Origin of the sequence: Halomonas lysinitropha (genome assembly GCF_902500215.1) — a bacterium.
GTDB lineage: Bacteria > Pseudomonadota > Gammaproteobacteria > Pseudomonadales > Halomonadaceae > Halomonas > Halomonas lysinitropha.
On sequence record NZ_CABVOU010000039.1, the window covers coordinates 46150 to 63955 of the forward strand.

General features: G+C 64.5%; 16 protein-coding genes. 12 read left to right on the forward strand and 4 right to left on the reverse strand.

All coding sequences use genetic code 11. The features are described 5' to 3' along the window. Positions 1-17 precede the first annotated feature (17 nt). Positions 18-1097 (reverse strand): 3-deoxy-7-phosphoheptulonate synthase, encoded by a 1080-nt coding sequence (locus HALO32_RS11825; RefSeq protein ID WP_151444078.1) that lies wholly within the window; start codon positions 1095-1097, stop codon positions 18-20. A gap of 313 nt (positions 1098-1410) precedes the next feature. On the opposite strand from HALO32_RS11825, the gene rpoE reads away from it, so the two are divergent. The 4 genes from rpoE to HALO32_RS11845 all read left to right on the forward strand — a co-directional run bounded on the left by rpoE (position 1411) and on the right by HALO32_RS11845 (position 5417). Further along, the gene (gene rpoE / locus HALO32_RS11830; RefSeq protein WP_151444079.1) at positions 1411-2016 is read left to right on the forward strand and encodes an RNA polymerase sigma factor RpoE; all 606 of its coding nucleotides are present in this window, start codon (positions 1411-1413) and stop codon (positions 2014-2016) included. 201 nt (positions 2017-2217) lie between these two features. Further along, positions 2218-2925, forward strand: coding sequence for a sigma-E factor negative regulatory protein (locus HALO32_RS11835; RefSeq protein WP_151444080.1), 708 nt, complete (start codon positions 2218-2220; stop codon positions 2923-2925). Next, on the forward strand, positions 2925-3923 hold the full coding sequence (locus tag HALO32_RS11840; protein ID WP_151444081.1) for a MucB/RseB C-terminal domain-containing protein: 999 nt from the start codon (positions 2925-2927) through the stop codon (positions 3921-3923). The genes HALO32_RS11835 and HALO32_RS11840 overlap by 1 nt, the downstream gene beginning before the upstream one ends. A gap of 72 nt (positions 3924-3995) precedes the next feature. After that, positions 3996-5417, forward strand: a complete 1422-nt coding sequence (locus HALO32_RS11845; protein WP_151444082.1) for a DegQ family serine endoprotease — start codon at positions 3996-3998, stop codon at positions 5415-5417. 172 nt (positions 5418-5589) lie between these two features. Here the strand turns inward: HALO32_RS11845 and ligD (HALO32_RS11850) are convergent, their stop codons facing one another. Together ligD (HALO32_RS11850) and ligD (HALO32_RS11855) are read right to left on the reverse strand one after the other, a co-directional pair. After that, positions 5590-6477 carry a non-homologous end-joining DNA ligase gene (ligD, locus tag HALO32_RS11850; protein WP_151444083.1) on the reverse strand — a complete coding sequence of 296 codons (888 nt, stop codon included), beginning with the start codon at positions 6475-6477 and terminating at the stop codon, positions 5590-5592. Then, positions 6477-7475, reverse strand: coding sequence for a non-homologous end-joining DNA ligase (gene ligD / locus HALO32_RS11855; protein WP_151444084.1), 999 nt, complete (start codon positions 7473-7475; stop codon positions 6477-6479). Before ligD (HALO32_RS11855) ends, ligD (HALO32_RS11850) begins: the two co-directional genes overlap by 1 nt. Positions 7476-7709: 234 nt before the next feature. Between ligD (HALO32_RS11855) and lepA the strand changes: the two genes are divergently transcribed. The 7 genes from lepA (at position 7710) to acpS (ending at position 14121) form a co-directional block, all read left to right on the forward strand. After that, positions 7710-9527, forward strand: a complete 1818-nt coding sequence (lepA, locus tag HALO32_RS11860; protein ID WP_151444085.1) for a translation elongation factor 4 — start codon at positions 7710-7712, stop codon at positions 9525-9527. 14 nt (positions 9528-9541) lie between these two features. Continuing rightward, positions 9542-10345, forward strand: a complete 804-nt coding sequence (lepB, locus tag HALO32_RS11865) for a signal peptidase I (RefSeq protein WP_151444086.1) — start codon at positions 9542-9544, stop codon at positions 10343-10345. Between the two features lie 56 nt (positions 10346-10401). Further along, positions 10402-11106 (forward strand): ribonuclease III, encoded by a 705-nt coding sequence (gene rnc / locus HALO32_RS11870; RefSeq protein ID WP_151444087.1) that lies wholly within the window; start codon positions 10402-10404, stop codon positions 11104-11106. Next, the gene (gene era / locus HALO32_RS11875) at positions 11103-12002 is read left to right on the forward strand and encodes a GTPase Era (RefSeq protein ID WP_151444088.1); all 900 of its coding nucleotides are present in this window, start codon (positions 11103-11105) and stop codon (positions 12000-12002) included. The genes rnc and era overlap by 4 nt, the downstream gene beginning before the upstream one ends. Next, on the forward strand, positions 12003-12713 hold the full coding sequence (gene recO / locus HALO32_RS11880; RefSeq protein WP_151444089.1) for a DNA repair protein RecO: 711 nt from the start codon (positions 12003-12005) through the stop codon (positions 12711-12713). A 233-nt stretch (positions 12714-12946) separates the two neighbouring features. Next, complete coding sequence (gene pdxJ, locus HALO32_RS11885; protein ID WP_151444090.1) at positions 12947-13747, forward strand: pyridoxine 5'-phosphate synthase; 801 nt, start codon at positions 12947-12949, stop codon at positions 13745-13747. Then, positions 13744-14121, forward strand: a complete 378-nt coding sequence (gene acpS, locus HALO32_RS11890; RefSeq protein ID WP_151444091.1) for a holo-ACP synthase — start codon at positions 13744-13746, stop codon at positions 14119-14121. Before pdxJ ends, acpS begins: the two co-directional genes overlap by 4 nt. Here the strand turns inward: acpS and HALO32_RS11895 are convergent. Continuing rightward, positions 14061-16790, reverse strand: coding sequence for an ATP-binding protein (locus HALO32_RS11895; RefSeq protein ID WP_151444092.1), 2730 nt, complete (start codon positions 16788-16790; stop codon positions 14061-14063). The two genes, acpS and HALO32_RS11895, sit on opposite strands and share 61 nt — an antisense overlap. Positions 16791-16908: 118 nt before the next feature. Between HALO32_RS11895 and cysM the strand changes: the two genes are divergently transcribed. Continuing rightward, a complete protein-coding gene (cysM, locus tag HALO32_RS11900) occupies positions 16909-17805 on the forward strand; it encodes a cysteine synthase CysM (protein WP_151444093.1) in 897 nt (298 codons plus the stop codon). Position 17806: the final 1 nt, after the last annotated feature.

A 17806-nucleotide genomic window follows, 5' to 3' on the forward strand; every position in this document is an offset into this window, starting at 1 on the left:
GCGGTTGCAGAGAGCGGTCAGGCGGCTTGACGTCGCTCAGCCAGCACCGGCGCGAGCTTCTCGTTCATGCGCTTGAAGGATTCGACGGTGGTATCCCAGTCGATGCAGGCGTCGGTGATGGACACACCATAGGCGAGTTCGCCCGGATCATCGGTCATCTTCTGGTTGCCCCAGCCGATATTGGATTCGACCATCAGGCCGATGATCGAACGGTTGCCTTCCAGTATCTGGTTGGTGACGTTCTCCAGCACCAGCGGTTGCAGGGCCGCATCCTTGTTGGAGTTGGCATGGGAGCAATCGATCATGATGTTGGGCTTGATCCCGGCCTTCTTCAGCTCCTGCTCGGCCAATGCCACGCTGACGCTGTCATAGTTGGGCTTGCCGTTGCCGCCGCGCAGCACCACATGGCCGTAATCGTTACCGCGCGTGCGGATGATCGCCACCTGGCCGCCCTGGTCGATGCCCAGGAAGTTGTGGGGGTGCGAGACCGACTGCAGGGCATTGACTGCGACATCCAGGCTGCCATCGGTGCCGTTCTTGAAGCCCACCGGGCAGGAGAGCCCCGAGGACATCTCGCGGTGGGTCTGGGATTCGGTGGTTCGCGCGCCGATGGCCGACCAGCTGATGCAGTCCTGCAGGTACTGCGGCGAGATCGGGTCCAGCGCTTCGGTGGCCAGTGGCAGGCCCAGCTCGGAAAGCTCGACGAGCAGCTGGCGAGCGATGTGCAGGCCTTCCTCGATCTCGAAGGAGCCGTTGAGGTGAGGGTCGTTGATCAGCCCCTTCCAGCCCACCGTGGTGCGGGGCTTCTCGAAGTAGACACGCATCACGATATAGAGGCTGTCCTTGACCTCGTCGGCCAATCGGCGCAGGCGGCGGGCGTAGTCCAGGGCGGCATCCACGTCGTGGATGGAGCAGGGTCCTACTACCATCAACAGGCGGGGATCGCGGCCGTCGAGGATGGCCTGAATCGTCTCACGCCCCTCGATCACCGTGTGCTCCGCGGCTTCGGTGAGGGGAATCTCCTGTTTCAGGGCCTCGGGCGTGATCAGGACGTCCTGGGAGAGAACGTTGAGGTTGTTGACCTGCTGTTCTGACATTGTGCTTCCTGTCCTGTGTGGTGGCTGCGCTGGTGGCGTTGTCCAGTGACGTCTACTATCGCGCGCGGGAGCGCCAAATTCAATCGCCGCGGGAACCTGCCGGACCGCGGCCGGTCTCATCGCCGGCACGAAGGCAAGGCAAGCGGCTTGATGGATGCTCGATAAACAGGAACACTTGTACCTTTCTCGTGATCACGACCCTGACCATTCAGCGGCTCAAAGGCCCCAGGTTGACACTATGCTAGCAACGCCAGACCTTTCGCGACCCGCCGTCTGGTCGCGGCCCGCGCCTCTCTGTCCGAGGAGGGCCTGAATGGACACTCGGGAAACCGACCAGCAGCTTGTCGAGCGAGCCCAGCAAGGGGACACGCGTGCCTTCGACTTGCTGGTGAAGAAGTACCAGCACAAGATCATCGGCCTGATCGGCCGCTATGTGCACGACCACGCCGAGGTGCAGGACGTGGCGCAGGAGGCGTTCATCAAGGCCTACCGAGCACTGGGCAAGTTCCGCGCCGAGAGCGCCTTTTATACCTGGATGTACCGCATCGCCATCAATACCGCGAAGAATTACCTGGTGTCGAAGGGGCGTCGTCCCCCGGGCAGTGATCTGGACATCGTCGATGCCGAGATCCTGGACCACAGCGGACGCCTGGCCGATACCGAGACACCCGAGGCCGCCATGGCCCGCGACCAGCTCCAGGCGGCCATCTTCGAGGCGATCGAGGACCTGCCCGACGACTTGAGAACCGCGATCACGCTGCGTGAGCTCGACGGCCTCTCCTACGAGGACATCGCCGCTATCATGCAGTGTCCGGTGGGTACCGTCCGGTCGCGGATCTTTCGGGCCCGGGAGGCGGTGGACCAGCACATTCGTCCCCTCGTCACCACTTCACGCAACCAGGAGTCGGTGGTTGAATGAGGCGCCATTCGCGAAAATCTGCAAGCTTTTTGACGATTTGCTGAACTGTCCGGCATCTGTGACGTCATAAGCGGTGACCGGCCCGCGATACGCGGGCACCAACATGCCGACATGGCCAGGGCGACACGCGCCGATGTCGGAATCAACAGGCTGTCAATGGACCCGGATCGGGTCGCCTTGTCGAGTGTGAGGGTGTGAAGAATGAGTCAGAACGCACGGGAATCGCTTTCTGCCCTGATGGACAACGAAGGGGATGAGCTGGAGCTGCGTCGAGTGCTTAAGTCACTTGACGACTCTCCCGATTCGGCCGAGACCTGGCGTCGCTACCATCTGATGCGCAGCCTGATGCGACGCGAACCCAATGTCGATGTCGCCACCGACCTCTCCGCCGGCGTCATGGCGCGTCTGCAAGACGAGCCGCTGCCCGAGATGGATGCCGCTGAATCGACCGGGCGTCCGATCTCACTGGCGCGGGGCGCCGGCATTGCCGCTGCGGTATCCCTGATGGTCATCAGCGGCGTGCAGTTCTATAACGGTAGCCTCGATTCGAACCAGGCACCCGCCGAGGTGGCCTCTCAGTCTCAGTCGGCGGGCGGTATACAGGCGAGCCCCGCCGCCCTGGGAGGCTCCGAGATGACCGCTTCGGGGACCGGTAGCGGTTCTTCACTGCCGAGTCTGCCGCTTTTCCAGACACCCTCCCTTGAGTCCCGGGGCGCGATGACGGTGGGGGCGGGATTCGATTCACCGCTGTTCCTTTCCCCGCGGCAGTCGGTACGGGATGATCAGCAGCAGGCGCAGCTGCTCCAGTCGTATCTGGACCGCCATGCCGAGGGTGCGGCGTATCGCAGTGGTGACACCTGGATGCCGCTGCTGCGCGCCTCCGGTAGCGAGTCCCTGGGGCAGCGCTGATGCGCCAGGGTCTTCCGACCCGCGGGCTCACCAGGCTGCTGGTTACGGCCCTGCTGACCGTCTCGTTCGGCGTCGTGGCTCAACCCGACGCTGAACGAGGTAATTCCGAGCGTTTCGACTGTCGGGACCTGGCGGAACATGACGCTCCCGAAACGGCCCCGGACTGGCTGGAGCAGAGCCTCTGGGCCAGCCATTGTTACGAGTTCCGGGCTCGGGCGGTACGCATCGGTGCCGACGGTGTGCGTTCCCTGGCCCTCTCCCATGATGTGGTGGAAGGTGCCGAGCGTGAGGTGGCACGGTTTCTGGATGGTCCCCCGGTGGTCTTCGAACGGCGCGGGCGTATCGGCCGCTTGAGCTGGGCCGAGGGCGAGGCCCCAGTGCCGGCCTCGCCAGCGGGTATCACCGACCACCTGGACGGCCTCTATCGCCTCCGATTGAGCGGTGAGGAGCGTCTTGCCAACCGCACTGCGATTCGCCTCGACATCGAACCCCTGGACGATCTGCGCTATGGCCACCGTTTCTGGCTGGACACTGCCACCGCGCTTCCGCTCAAGCACATCCTGCTCGACGAGCAGGGGCGCGTGGTGGAGACCTTCCAGATCACCGAGCTACACCAGCCCCAGCTGCACCAGGGAGAGATCGGCCTCGATCGACGCCGTGACCCTCCGGAAGACCCCTGGCACGCCGTCTGGCTGCCGGAGGGCTTTATCCCGCAGCCGGTGGAGACCCGCAGTTCTCGCCACGCCGATGACATCGGCCATCGAGTCTACAGCGATGGCCTCGCCACCCTCAGCCTGTTCGTCGAACCTGTCGAAGGATCTGACCAGCTGATTCCAGGCATGCACCGCCTCGGCATCTCCCATGCGGCCGTCCGACATCGCGAGCTCGGCGGCCGGACCCGCCAGGTGGTCGTGATGGGGGAGCTGCCGCCGGGTGTCCTGCTGCGCGTGGCCGATTCGGTGGAGTGGCGGGACGGTGCCGAGGGCAGCATGCCCTGAACTTTTTGACACGCAGACGGTATTCAAGGACTCGTCCTTTCTTCTCATCCCTTGTCGACGCAGGAGCCTTTCATGAAGCGCACGACTCGACACCTTTCCCTCTGGATGCTGCTGGCCACGGCCCTGCTGGCGTGGCAAACGGCCATGGCCCGCGACCTGCCGGACTTTACCGAACTGGTCGACCAGGCCGCGCCCGGGGTAGTGAACATCTCCACCTCCCGAATGGTGGAGCGCCAGGCATCACCCTTCCATAACTTCGGCGACCAGGAGGTTCCCGAGATCTTCCGGCACTTCTTCGGCGACCGTATGCCGGCGCCACCCGGCGGGGAGCCGGGGCGCAGTGAGGAGCGCCAGTCGCTCGGGTCGGGCTTCATCATCGATGAGGCCGGCTATATCATGACCAATGCCCATGTGGTGGAGGGCGCCGACGAGATCCTGGTGCGGCTCAACGATCGTCGCGAACTCCAGGCCGAGCTGGTCGGGGCCGATACCAAGACGGATGTCGCCGTATTGAAGGTTGACGCCGAGGGGTTGCCGACCCTCAACCTGGGGGACTCCGACGATCTCCAGGTCGGGGAGTGGGTTGCCGCGATCGGCTCCCCCTTCGGGTTTGACCACTCGGTGACGGCCGGCATCGTCAGCGCCATCGATCGTACGCTGCCCCGCGATGCCTACGTTCCCTTCATTCAGACTGACGTGGCGATCAATCCGGGCAACTCCGGCGGTCCGCTCTTCAACCTGGATGGCGAGGTGGTCGGCATTAATTCGCAGATCTTTACCCGCAGCGGCGGCTTCATGGGGCTCTCCTTCGCGATTCCCATCAACGTCGCCCTGAACGTGGCCGATCAACTGCGCGACGACGGTCGCGTCAGCCGCGGCTGGCTGGGGGTGATGATCCAGCCGGTCTCCCGTGACCTGGCCGAGTCCTTCGGCATGGACAATACCGAAGGGGCGCTGATAGCCGATCTCGACCCCGAGGGGCCGGCAGCCCGTGGTGGCCTCCGGGCCGGTGATGTCATCCTCTCGGTGAACGGCGAGGCGGTGGAGAGCTCCAGCACCCTGCCGCGACTGATCGGGCGAGTCAGCCCGGGCAGTGAGGTGGAACTGACACTGTTGCGCGATGGCGAGCGTCGCGAGGAGACCGTCACGCTCGGCGACTGGCCCGAGGGCCCGGCCAGTGCGGCGAGTCGCCAGAGCGAAGAGCCGGCCTCGGCGCGGTTGGGCGTTGCGGTTGAGCCCCTGCAGGATGCCGAACGCCGTGAGCTCGGCATCGAGGGTGGTGTTCGGGTTCGTGAGGTGGACCCGCGTGGCGCCGCCGTTCAGGCAGGCATTCGTGCCGGCGACATTCTGGTCAGTATCGACCAGAACATGGTGGAGGGGCCCGACCAGCTTGCCGAGCTGGTGGCCGAGCTGCCCGAAGATCGGGCGATCCCGGTGCGCCTCTACCGCGATGGCCGCTCGCTGTTCGTCGCCCTGCGGCTCACTGGCGGCTGATCTCGCCTCTCCGGGCAACCGGCAGTGATCCCACGACCCGACGGCGGGTGCCGTCGGGTCGCTGTATCTGGCAGCCGCCGCCTCTGGTTGGGAATCGATCATACCTTCTAGGTTCTCGACGGGATGACGTTGCGGGCGGGCGTGCCTGGATAGGGAGGACGCGCGATGGTCCTCAGCTGACAGCCTCTGCCAGCCGCTGCACCGCGATGCGATGGCGCTTGAAGTGCCTCCAGGGATCCTCGATCTGGCCAAGGCGCTGAAAGACATTCTTCATGGTATAGCGGTCCGGCAGGAGGTCGACGTCTTCCAGCTCGTCCGTACGGATCGGTGTCGCGACCGGGGCGCCTTTCCTGGCGCGCACCGAATAGGGCAGGACCGCTGTCTGCCCGTACTCATTGCGCAGCACGTCGATGAAGACCTTGTTATCCCGCTTGTCCTTGCGAAGCTCCAGTGTGGTTTCCTGGGGCATCTTGTCGTGCAACTTGCGGGCGAGCGCCTTCGCCCACTCCTTGACCGTGGCGAAGTCCCGCTCGGGGCGAATCGGCAGATGCGCATGCAACCCCTTCGAGCCGGTCGTCTTCCAGAAGGCGTTGAGTCCCATCGAATCCAGCAACTCGCAGAACCCCAGCGCAACCTTGCGCACTTTCTCGAAATCGTCGTCGGAAGGATCGAAGTCGACAATGAGCTGGTCCGGCCTCTCGAGGTCCGCCTTCGTCGAGAGCGTCGCATGGATCTCGATCACGTTTTGCCCGGCGAAGTACACCAGGTCGGCCGCCTCGTCGGCGCTGGACATGAGGGCGGCCTTTTTGCCGGATTCGCGGGTGGGCACCTCGATACGCGTGATGAAGTCGGGAAAATGCTCGGGCGCATGCTTGTTGAAAAATCCCTCCTCGTCGATGCCTTCCGGAAAGGTGCGCAGAGTGAGTGGGCGCCCCGCCGCAAACGGCAACAACCGCGTTGCAATTCGTTGGTAGTAACCGGCAAGGTCACCCTTGGTGATGCCCGCGTCGGGGAACAGCACCTTGTCGGAATGGGATATCTCGATCTCGTTGGGTTTCATTAGGCGCTCTCCTTCTTGACCTCTTTGGGGTCCTTGTCGTCACGCAGGCCGAGGAAGCGCGGATGTCGCAGACAGCCATCCTGGGTCCATTCCGTAAACCCCACCTCGCCGACGAAGGTTGGCGTGATCCAGTGGATGGCCTCGTCCTTCTCTGCAAAGTTGGCATAGGGCGACGTCTTGCGCTCATGGCGCTGCATTTTCCGGTGAAAGGAGGCCAGAAATGCCTGGTCGAAGCCGGTACCTTCGCGGCCCGCATAGCGAAGCTCGCCATCCTCGTAGTAACCGAGCAGCAGAGCGCCGAAGCCGACACGCTCGCCTTGTGGCTCGGTGTAGCCAGCGATCACCATTTCCTGCTGGTTCTCGCACTTGAACTTCAGCCATTTCCTGGAGCGCTTATGCACGTAGCCTGATCGCGCATCCTTGGCGATCAGGCCTTCCCAACCCTTCTTCGCCGCTTCCTCCAAGTAGGCCTCTCCCTCCTCGTTCCGGTGCGGCAGAATACGCAAGGGGTCTTCGGCCTCGAGGGCCCTTCGCAGGACCCTCTTGCGCTCCCGCAGGGGAAGGTCGGTCAGGTCGTAGCCGTCGAGATAGAGGATGTCGAAGGCGTAGGCGTAGACTGGGAACTCCCTGAGAAGGGCCTCGCTGGGATTCCTCTGGTGGATGCGCTTCTGCAGTCGCTTGAAACTGGTCATCTTCCCGTCGAAGGTGACGATCTCAGCATCGAGGATCCAGTCCCCGTCACACCTGGCCAACGCCTCCGCGATCTCGGGGTAGCTGCGGTTTTTTTTCTTCTCGTTCCGGGAGTAGAGCGTCGCCGCGCGCCCTTGCTTATGCAGCAGACAGCGCTCTCCATCGAGCTTGCGCTCGTAGATCCAGTTGGGGTCGGAAAACGGCTCGTGTACCAGCGTCGCCTTCATCGGCTCGACGAAACCGGGCTGCAACGCTTGTTTGAGCTTGGAGCGCGCGCCGTCGGAAAGGGCCTGCAGGGCGTCGTGCATCCTCTTGCTCCTCCGCGTTGAATTCATCAAGAGCGCGGGCCATCTTGATAGCGTCTGTCGTGGTGCTCGTCGTCTCGCGCGAAAGGCATCCGCTGCGCCTTGCCTTTGCGCCTGGCTGTGTCTGACGACAACCCCGCCTCCTCGCTGTACAATGCCACCACCTTGATCTTCGCGCTCGCTCGGGTACCTGCCCAGCTTAGTACATGGGTGCGTACATGAACCGGATTTCAATGCATGGATAATAGCGAAAACCGCAAAGATATCAGTAAGATACGAAATTTCTCGATCATCGCCCACATCGACCACGGCAAGTCGACCCTGGCCGATCGCCTGATCCAGACCTGCGGTGGGCTGACCGAGCGTGAGCTCAAGGAGCAGGTGCTCGACTCCATGGACCTCGAGCGCGAGCGTGGCATCACCATCAAGGCACAGTCGGTGACCCTGGATTATCACGCCCAGGACGGCAACATCTACCAGCTGAACTTCATCGATACGCCCGGGCATGTGGACTTCTCCTATGAAGTGTCGCGTTCGCTGTATGCCTGTGAAGGTGCGCTGCTGGTGGTCGATGCCGGCCAGGGCGTCGAGGCCCAGTCGGTCGCCAACTGCTACACGGCCATCGAGCAAGGTCTCGAGGTGCTGCCGGTCCTCAACAAGATGGATTTGCCCCAGGCCGACCCGGACAAGGTCGCCCACGAGATCGAGGAGATCATTGGCCTGGACGCCACCGATGCTTGCCAGGTCTCGGCCAAGAGCGGGCTGGGCATTGACGCATTGCTCGAGCGCCTGGTGCGCGATATTCCGCCGCCCAAGGGGGACCCCAAGGCTCCCCTCCAGGCGTTGATCATCGACTCCTGGTTCGACAACTATCTTGGCGTGGTATCGCTGGTGCGGATCTTCGACGGCACCCTGAAAAAGGGCGAGAAGATCCGCATCAAGTCCACCGGGCGTGACTGGCAGGCTAACGAGGTGGGAATCTTCACCCCGCTGCGCCACGAGACCGGCATCCTGCGTGCCGGCGAGGTGGGCTTCATCGTGGCCGGCATCAAGGAGATCCATGGCGCCCCGGTGGGGGATACCATTACCCATACCAAGACGCCGGACGTCGCGCGCCTGCCCGGCTTCCAGAAGGTCAAGCCACAGGTCTACGCCGGCATGTTCCCGGTCAGTGCCGACGACTACGAAGATTTTCGTGACGCCCTGGAAAAGCTGGCGCTCAACGATGCCTCGCTGGATTACGAGCCGGAAAACTCCGACGCCCTGGGCTTTGGTTTTCGTGTCGGCTTTCTCGGCACCCTGCACATGGAGATCGTCCAGGAGCGTCTCGAGCGCGAGTATGACCTGGACCTGCTGACCACGGCGCCCACCGTGGTATATGAGTTGTTGCTCAAGAATAACGAGATCAGCTACGTCGCCAACCCCTCCAAGCTGCCCGACATGGCCGATGTGGAAGAGATGCGCGAGCCTATCGTGCGCGCCAGCATCCTGGTGCCCCAGGACTTCGTCGGCAATGTCATCACCGAGTGTGAGCAGCGCCGCGGCACTCAACTCGACATGCAGTTCCTCGGCAGCCAGATCCAGCTGACCTATGAGTTGCCGATGAGCGAGGTGGTGATGGACTTCTTCGATCGCCTGAAGTCCATCTCCAAGGGGTATGCATCGCTCGAGTACAATTTCGAGCGCTTCCAGGTGGCCAAGCTGGTGCGCCTGGATGTGCTCATCAATGGCGACCGGGTCGATGCCCTGGCCGTGATCATCCATCGCGATCATGCCCACAGTCGCGGCCGCCTGTTGGTCGAAAAGATGAAGGAACTGATCCCGCGGCAGATGTTCGATGTGGCCATCCAGGCCGCCATTGGTGGCCAGGTGGTGGCGCGCTCTACCGTGAAGGCGTTGCGCAAGAACGTCACCGCCAAGTGCTATGGTGGCGACGCCAGCCGCAAGAAGAAGCTGCTCGAGAAGCAGAAGGCGGGCAAGAAACGCATGAAGCAGGTCGGTCGGGTGGAAATCCCTCAGGACGCCTTCCTTGCCGTGCTCAGGGTCAATGACTAGGAACGGATAACCGCATGGACTTCTCTCTTATGCTGGTGGTGGCAGTGGCCGTCACCGGAGTGATCTGGCTGCTTGATCGGCTCTGGTGGCTTCCTGCCCGCCGGCGGCGCCTGGCCACGGCCGAGGCCGGTACTACCGAGGGGCTCAATGAACGAGCCCGCGAGAAGGCGCTCAAGGAGCCTTGGCCGGTGGACTATGCGCGCTCCTTCTTCCCGGTGCTGCTGGTGGTGCTGGTGCTGCGCAGCTTTGTGGTCGAGCCTTTCCAGATCCCGTCCGGCTCGATGCGACCGACCCTGGAAGTCGGTGACTTTATCCTGGTCAACAAGTTTGCCTATGGCCTGCGTTTGCCGGTAGTGAATACCGAGATCGTGGATCTCGACGAGCCCGAACGTGGTGACGTCATGGTGTTCCGCTTTCCTGATGAGCCCTCCGTGAACTTCATCAAACGGGTCGTGGGTCTGCCGGGTGACCGGATCCGCTACGAGGACAAGCAGCTCTACATCAACGGCGAGGCGGTGCCCAAGCGGTTGCTGGAAGCCGGCCCCCTCAAGGCGCCCAACGAGCTGTTGCTGGCCGAGCAACTGGGCGAGCTCGAGCACCGTATCTACAATAATCCTCGGGATCCTGGTCCCCAGGTGCGCGAGCTGGAGGTGCCCCAGGGGCACTACTTCACCCTGGGCGACAACCGGGATCACTCCAACGACAGCCGCTACTGGGGCTTCGTGCCGGAGGAGAATATCGTCGGGCGCGCCTTTGCCGTCTGGATGCACTGGGACGGTGGTCTGCCGAGCTTCACCAGCATGCGCCGTATCGAGTAGGACGCGGCGCTTGCCGATACAATACTCATGTCTGTCATCGATGATTCAGGAGCTTCGTGAGCAACTCCCTCAACGCCTTCAGCCGCCGCATTGGTCATACGTTCGCCGACCCCGGTCTGCTTGAGCTGGCCATGACCCATCGCAGTTACGGCGGCCAGAACAATGAACGCCTCGAATTTCTCGGTGATTCCATCGTCAATTTCATCATCGCCGAGGCGCTCTTCCAGCGCTTTCCCCAGGCCCGGGAAGGTCAACTGTCGCGGCTGCGTGCGCGTCTGGTCAAGGGTCCGACACTGGCCGAACTGGCCAGGGAGATGGCGTTCGGCGACTGCCTGCGGCTGGGCTCGGGTGAGATGAAGAGCGGGGGACACCGTCGTGACTCGATCCTCGCCGATGCCGTCGAGGCGGTGCTCGGGGCGATCTATCTGGATGCCGGCATGGAGGTCGCCCGGGCACGGGTGCTCTCCTGGTACGCCGAGCGCCTGGAAGCCATCAGTCTCGACGATACCCAGAAGGACCCCAAGACCCGCCTGCAGGAGTTCCTGCAGTCTCGTCAGGTCGCCTTGCCGCGTTATGAGGTGACCATGGTAGAGGGAGAGGCCCATGCCCAGACCTTCACCGTCGAGTGTCATGTCGAGGTGCTCGAGGATCACACCCTCGGCATCGGCTCGAGCCGTCGCCATGCCGAGCAGCAGGCCGCCGCTCAGGCTCTGTCACGTCTCGAACCGCCCAAGTCCAACAGTACGGGGGGCCGCTCATGACCACCACCTGCGGTTTCGTGGCTATCGTCGGCCGTCCCAATGTCGGCAAGTCGACGCTGATGAACCGGATTCTCGGCCAGAAGGTGTCGATCACCTCGCGGCGCCCCCAGACGACCCGTCACCAGGTGAATGGCATCAAGACCGAGGGCGAGGCCCAGTTCATCTATGTCGATACCCCGGGCATTCATATCATGGCCAAGGATCGCAACAAGGCGATCAACCGCTTCATGAACCAGGCCGCCGTTCAGGCCCTGCGCGATGTGGACTGCGTGGTCTTCATCATCGACCGCACGCGCTGGAGCGACGAGGATCAGGTGGTGCTGCAGCGCCTCGAGCACGTCCCCGCGCCGGTGATCCTGGCGGTCAACAAGGTCGACCGCCTGCAGGACAAGGCCAGCCTGCTGCCCTGGCTGGAGCAGGTCGGCGCGCGCCGCGACTTCGCCGCTATTGTGCCGATCTCCGCCAAGCATGGTACCAACGTGCCCGAGCTCGAGGCCGAGGTCGCCAAGCACCTCCCCCAGAGCGTGCACTTCTTTCCGGAGGACCAGATCACCGACAAGAGCCAGCGCTTCCTGGCCGCCGAGCTGGTTCGCGAGAAGGTGATGCGTCAGCTCGGCGACGAGCTGCCCTACCAGATGACGGTGGAGATCGAGGAGTTCCGCGACGAGGGACGCGTGGTGCACATCAGCGCCCTGATCCTGGTCGAACGGGCCGGCCAGAAGAAGATCCTGATCGGCGAGAACGGTGAGCGCATCAAGAACATCGGTCGCGAGGCGCGCCTCGACATGGAGCGGGTGCTGGGGGCCAAGGTGATGCTCAACCTCTGGGTCAAGGTCAAGCGCGGCTGGTCCGACGACGAGCGGGCGCTGAAGAGCCTGGGCTACGACCTGGATTAAATGCAACCCGAACCCGCCTTCCTCTTGCACAAGCGGCCTTACCGTGAGACCAGTGCCCTGGTGGAGTTGCTGACCCTCCATCATGGGCGCGTCCGGGCCGTGGCCCAGGGCGTACAGCGCCCCGGGTCGCGTTCGCGGGCTCGGCTGCAGCCCTTCGCGCCGCTGCACGTCACCTGGGTGGGGGAGGGCGAGCTCAAGCGCCTGCGCTTGATGGAGGGGCACGGCAGTGCCGCCTTGCTCGCTGGCGAGGGGTTGCTGTGTGGCCTCTATGCCAACGAACTGTTGACGCGGGTGCTGCCCGTGGAGCTGCCGGTTGCCGAGGTCTTTGCCTTCTACACCGCGATGCTCGAGGTGCTGCCACGCCCCGAGGGGCGTGCCGGTGCCCTGCGCCGGCTCGAGCTGGCGGCGCTCGAGGCACTGGACGCCTGGCCACGTTTCACCGACCCCGAGGGGGGCGAGCTGGACCCCCAGGGACGCTATGTCCTCGACCCGGTCTCACGGGCCTTCGTGGCCGGCGAGGCCGGAATCGATGGGCGCACTCTGCGGCTGCTGGCTCGCGGCGACTGGTCCGCACCCGGGTTGGCCGGCCCCGCCAAGGCGGTCACCCGGGCGGCGCTGGCCCCGCTGCTCGGCAGTCGCCCCCTGCGCTCCCGCGAGTTGATGCGCCAGCTTGCCCAGCGCCGGCGGGCCGGGCTCCGCCCGGAGCTGTAAGCCATAAGCTTTAAGCCCTAAGAGTCGCGCTTCCCCCGCCGCTGGAACAACACCCCCGTCGCTGGCTGGGTCTGAAATAACGCCTTGTCCCGAGTGTCGGTGGCAACATGCTGGCTTCCAGCTTCCAGCTTCCAGCTTCCAGCTTCCAGCTTCCAGCTTATCGCTTTACCCTTGACTCCTTGCCACTTGCCACTTGCCACTTGCCACTTTATCCATCGACTCCGGAGACTCCCATGCACCCCCCGCGTATCCTGCTCGGCGTCAACATCGACCATATTGCCACCCTGCGCCAGGCGCGTGGCACCCGCTATCCGGATCCGGTCCAGGCAGCCTTGCTGGCCGAGGAGGCCGGTGCCGACGGCATCACCGTGCATCTGCGCGAGGATCGTCGCCATATCCAGGAGCGCGATGTGCGCCTGCTGGTTGATGTGCTCAACACGCGCATGAACCTGGAGATGGCGGTTACCGAGGAGATGCTGTGCCTGGCAGAGACGCTGCGTCCGGCCCATGTCTGCCTGGTCCCCGAGAAGCGCGAGGAGCTGACCACCGAGGGCGGGCTCGACGTGGCCGGGGGATTCGAGGCCGTTTCCGTAGCCTGCCGACGCCTTGCCGCGGCCGGCTGCGAGGTGTCGCTGTTCATCGACCCCGAGCCCGACCAGATCGAGGCGGCGACCCGGGCCGGTGCGCCGGTGATCGAGTTGCATACCGGCGCCTATGCCGAGGTCGCGGGCGAGGCCGCTCGCCGTGAGCATGCCCGGTTATCGGCCGCCGTCGAGATGGCCCTCGAGCTGGGGCTCACGGTCAACGCCGGCCATGGCCTCAATTATCATAATGTCGAGGCCATCGCCGCGCTGCCGGGCATCCACGAACTCAACATCGGCCATGCGATCATTGCTCGGGCATGCTTCGTGGGTCTCAAGGAGGCCGTGGCCGAGATGAAGCGACTGGCCATCGCCGGCCAGGAGGCGGGTTTCGTTGCCTCGCTCGACGAGCACAACCACGACCACGATGCGGAGGCGGACGGCTGCCGATGATCATCGGGATCGGCACCGATATCACCCGGATAGCCCGTTTCGAGCGAGCCATGGCTCGCCACGGCCAGCGCTTTGCGCTGCGTCTGCTCGGCGAACGGGAGCAGGAATACTACCGTGACCATGGCCAGCCTGCGGCCTTCCTGGCCAAGCGGTTCGCCGCCAAGGAGGCCTTCGTCAAGGCGCTGGGTACCGGGCTGCGTCGAGGCATGCGCTGGACCGAGATCCAGGTGGTCAACGACGCGCTGGGGCGGCCGTCACTGGTGCTCTCCGGCAAGGCGCTCGAAATGGCCGAGGCGGCCGGCGTCAGATCGGTTCACCTGTCACTCTCCGACGAAGAGGCCCTGACCGTCGCCTTCGTGGTGCTCGAGGGCTGATTCGCCTGCCAGGCACGCAGCTCGGCCATGGCGGCGTAGAGGTCGGACAGCAGGGGCAAAACGGCGGTCATGCCTCGCGAGCGCAGGCGGGTCTCCAGGGTTTCCGCCAGCAGCCCCAGGCGCGGTGTACCGCAATAGCGGCAGGCGCCATTCAAGGCATGCAGGGCGTCGAGCAGGGCCTCCTCGTCGGCATGGTCGACGGCGTCACGGATGGCTCCCTCGCTGTCTTGCAGAGAGTCGGCCAGTGTCTCCAGCAGCTCCCGGGCGAGGGTCTCGCGTCCACCGGCCAGGCGGGCGCCCAGCTCCAGGTCGATCACCGCCAGTTCCTGGTCCTCCTCCCCTGACATCTCACCCCCGGCAAACGGCTCGCTCATCGTGGGTCGCGACGGCAGCATGATGCCCAGGTGCTCTTCCAGCAGCTGGTCGAGGCGACGCGGTTGCAGCGGCTTGATCAGCGTATCATCGAGTCCAGCCTCGCGTAGGTCCTGGTGCTGTTCGCCCTGTACATGGGCGGTAACGGCGATGATCGGCACCCGCTTCCAGTTGCCACCGAGCCGTCTCAGTGCCCGAGTCGTCTCCACGCCATCCATGCCCGGCATGCGAATGTCCATCAGCACCAGGTCGAAGTCGCGTTCATGGGCGAGCGCCAGGGCTTCTTCCCCGCTTGCCGCTTGGGTGATCGTGAAGCCGGGTCCGGCCAGCAGCTCATCCAGCAGCCGCCTGTTGGACTCGGTGTCATCAACGATCAGCAGACGAACCGGCGATGCTGGCGGCCGGCGCTGCGTGGCCGGCGGCAGGGTCCGAGCCGACCCTCTCAGATGGCGGACCACCGCATCGGCCAGGGCCGAGCGGGAAACCGGCTTGGCAAGGACTTCGCCACCATGAGGCAGGGGCAGAGCCGGGAGGTCGGGGGGACTGGCGTTGACCAGCAGCAGGGCGGGGCAGCCCAGGCCGTCCAGGCGTCGCCGCCACGCCGCCAGGTGTGACTCGTCGAGGTCCCCGTTGCCCAGCCCCGCCACGACCAGTGAGGTGGCGGGCTCGGTGCCGGCCGTTTCCTGTGTGATGACTCGGGCACCCCAGCGGGTCATCAGATGGCGCAGGGCGCGGCGCGTGGGAGGGTGGGGTTCCTCGAGCAAGATGCTTTCACCGTCCAGGCTGAGCTCCGGGGTGCGTTCGGACTCCGTGCTACCCAATAGCGGCAGGGTGAAGGAGAAGGTCGAGCCCTGGCCGGGCTCGCTCTCGACGTCGATCTCCCCGCCCATCTGCTCGACCAGCTGCCGGCAGATGGCCAGCCCCAGGCCGGTGCCACCGAATTCTCTCGGGTGGCTGATGTCGGCCTGATGGAAGGCCTGGAATAGGCGCTCTCGGGCCTCGTCGGTCAAACCGATGCCGGTGTCGCTGACGCTGACGCGCAGGACCACCCGGCCGCCACCGGTCTGTTCCAGCATGACACGCACGGTCACCTCGCCCTGGTCGGTAAACTTGAGAGCGTTGTTGACCAGATTGGTGATGACCTGGCGGGTCCGGAGCGGGTCCCCCTTGAGGTCAGCCGGCACGTCATCGTAGACCAGGCCGAGCAGCTGCAGCTCCTTCTGATGGGCCAGCGGGGCCTGCAGGCCGAGCACCTCGTCAACCAGACTGACCATGTCCAGCGGCAGCGTCTCGAGCTCCACCCGGCCAGCCTCCAGCTTGGAAAAATCCAGGATGTCGTTGACCAGCATCAGCAGGTTGTCGCAGGCCCTTTGTACGTGGTCCAGCCACTCGCGTTGGCGTGGTTCCATCCGCGAGCGCCCCAGCAGCCGGCAGAAGCCGACGATGCCGTTGAGGGGGGTGCGAATTTCATGGCTCATGTTGGCCAGAAACTCCGACTTGACCCGGTTGGCCTCCAGGGCCCGACGGTGGGCCAGGTCCAGCTCGATGTTCTGGACTTCGATGGTCTCCATGGATTCCTTCAGATCGTCGGTGGCCTGCTCGATCTGTGCCTGCATCTCCTCCCGGGCCGTCTCGAGGTGGTCGGCCAGGTCATTGACGCAGCGTGCCAATCCTGCCAGTTCCGGGGCCGGGGGAAGGGTCAGCCGCTCGGGGACCACCCCCAGGGCCAGGCGATCCAGGGCGCGGCCAGTATCCTCCAGTGGCTGGCTAACGCGCCGCAGGGTGACATAGGCCGCGAGGAACAGCAGCAGGCCGACGAGCATCAGGATCAGGCCGGCGCTGGCCAGGTAGCGATAGAAGCTGAGCATCAGCGGTGTGGTGTCGACGTGGAGTACCAGCCGGCTCGCGGCCGAGGTGGTATCGGACAGCGGGACCTGCAGCAGCCACTGGCGCTCGCGTTCCAGCAGCCGAGAGTCGGCGAGGTCGGGCGCCGGCGCCAGATCACCAAGCCGGCCATGCCGCAGGAGGGATTCACCCTGATCATTTTGCAGGCTCAGCCCCTGAACATGCGGAAGTGCCAGGAGACCCTCGGTCAGGCGTGATAGCGACCGGTCGTCCCCTCTTGCCAGGGCTGCGTCCAGAGCCGGCGCGACAAGCTCGGCATCTCGCGTCAACTGGTCGTGAAGTGCCGCATAGCGCTGGCGGTCCTCGAGCACCAGGGCCGCGCTGACCAGCAGGGTCAACAGCAGCAGAGGTAGACCGAAGATCATCAGCATCAGTCGGGTCTTGAGGGACATCGGCAGGCTCGTCGGGCGGTGAATCGGCCTCCAGTATGCCACAGGGCGGGCAGATGCCTGTCCAGTGTGCAGCCGCAGGGATATAATGCCGAACAGGCGTTTCCATCAGGAAGGTTACATGCATTTTCCCACTCTCGAGGAGACCGTCGGCCATACACCGCTGGTCCGCCTCAAGCGCATCACTGCCGGGCGCGGCAACACCCTGCTGGCCAAGCTGGAGGGCAACAATCCGGCGGGATCGGTGAAGGACCGTCCGGCGCTCTCCATGCTCGAGCAGGCCGAGGCCCGTGGCGAGATTGCCCCCGGTGACACCCTGGTCGAAGCGACGTCCGGCAACACCGGAATTGCCCTGGCCATGGCGGCCGCCATCATGGGGTATCGCATGGTGCTGATCATGCCAGAGAGTGCCTCGGCCGAGCGCAAGCAGGCCATGGCCGCCTACGGCGCCGAGCTGATCGAGGTGAGCAAGGACGGCGGCATGGAAGAGGCCCGCGATGTGGCCGAGGCGATGATCGCCCGGCATGAGGGGAAGCCGCTGAACCAGTTCGCCAACCCGGACAATCCCCTGTCGCACTATCGCACTACCGGGCCGGAACTCTGGGAGCAGACAGGCGGCACCATCACGCACTTCATCAGTTCGATGGGCACCACCGGCACCATCATGGGGGTGTCCCGTTACCTCAAGGAGCGCAACCCCGAGGTGCAGATCATCGGCCTGCAGCCCGAGGATGGTGCCAGCATTGCCGGGATCCGCCGCTGGCCGGCGGAGTACCTGCCGAGTATCTTCGACGCTCGCCGCGTCGATCGGGTGCTGGATATCGGCCAGCAGGAGGCGGAGGAACACATGCGTCGCCTGGCGCGAGAAGAGGGCATCCTGTCCGGCGTATCGTCCGGCGGGGCACTCGCCGGGGCGTTGCGTATCGCCGCCGAGGTCGAGAATGCGGTGATCGTCTTCATCGTCTGTGACCGTGGTGACCGCTATCTCTCCACCGGTCTGTTCGCCCCGGAGGCCTGAA

Bases quoted from the DNA above. Each gene is read 5' to 3' on its own strand.
- HALO32_RS11825 (WP_151444078.1), bottom strand. From the start codon at position 1,097: ATGTCAGAACAGCAGGTCAACAACCTCAACGTTCTCTCCCAGGACGTC.
- rpoE (WP_151444079.1), top strand. From the start codon at position 1,411: ATGGACACTCGGGAAACCGACCAGCAGCTTGTCGAGCGAGCCCAGCAA.
- HALO32_RS11835 (WP_151444080.1), top strand. From the start codon at position 2,218: ATGAGTCAGAACGCACGGGAATCGCTTTCTGCCCTGATGGACAACGAA.
- HALO32_RS11840 (WP_151444081.1), top strand. From the start codon at position 2,925: ATGCGCCAGGGTCTTCCGACCCGCGGGCTCACCAGGCTGCTGGTTACG.
- HALO32_RS11845 (WP_151444082.1), top strand. From the start codon at position 3,996: ATGAAGCGCACGACTCGACACCTTTCCCTCTGGATGCTGCTGGCCACG.
- ligD (WP_151444083.1), bottom strand. From the start codon at position 6,477: ATGAAACCCAACGAGATCGAGATATCCCATTCCGACAAGGTGCTGTTC.
- ligD (WP_151444084.1), bottom strand. From the start codon at position 7,475: ATGCACGACGCCCTGCAGGCCCTTTCCGACGGCGCGCGCTCCAAGCTC.
- lepA (WP_151444085.1), top strand. From the start codon at position 7,710: ATGGATAATAGCGAAAACCGCAAAGATATCAGTAAGATACGAAATTTC.
- lepB (WP_151444086.1), top strand. From the start codon at position 9,542: ATGGACTTCTCTCTTATGCTGGTGGTGGCAGTGGCCGTCACCGGAGTG.
- era (WP_151444088.1), top strand. From the start codon at position 11,103: ATGACCACCACCTGCGGTTTCGTGGCTATCGTCGGCCGTCCCAATGTC.
- recO (WP_151444089.1), top strand. From the start codon at position 12,003: ATGCAACCCGAACCCGCCTTCCTCTTGCACAAGCGGCCTTACCGTGAG.
- pdxJ (WP_151444090.1), top strand. From the start codon at position 12,947: ATGCACCCCCCGCGTATCCTGCTCGGCGTCAACATCGACCATATTGCC.
- acpS (WP_151444091.1), top strand. From the start codon at position 13,744: ATGATCATCGGGATCGGCACCGATATCACCCGGATAGCCCGTTTCGAG.
- HALO32_RS11895 (WP_151444092.1), bottom strand. From the start codon at position 16,790: ATGTCCCTCAAGACCCGACTGATGCTGATGATCTTCGGTCTACCTCTG.
- cysM (WP_151444093.1), top strand. From the start codon at position 16,909: ATGCATTTTCCCACTCTCGAGGAGACCGTCGGCCATACACCGCTGGTC.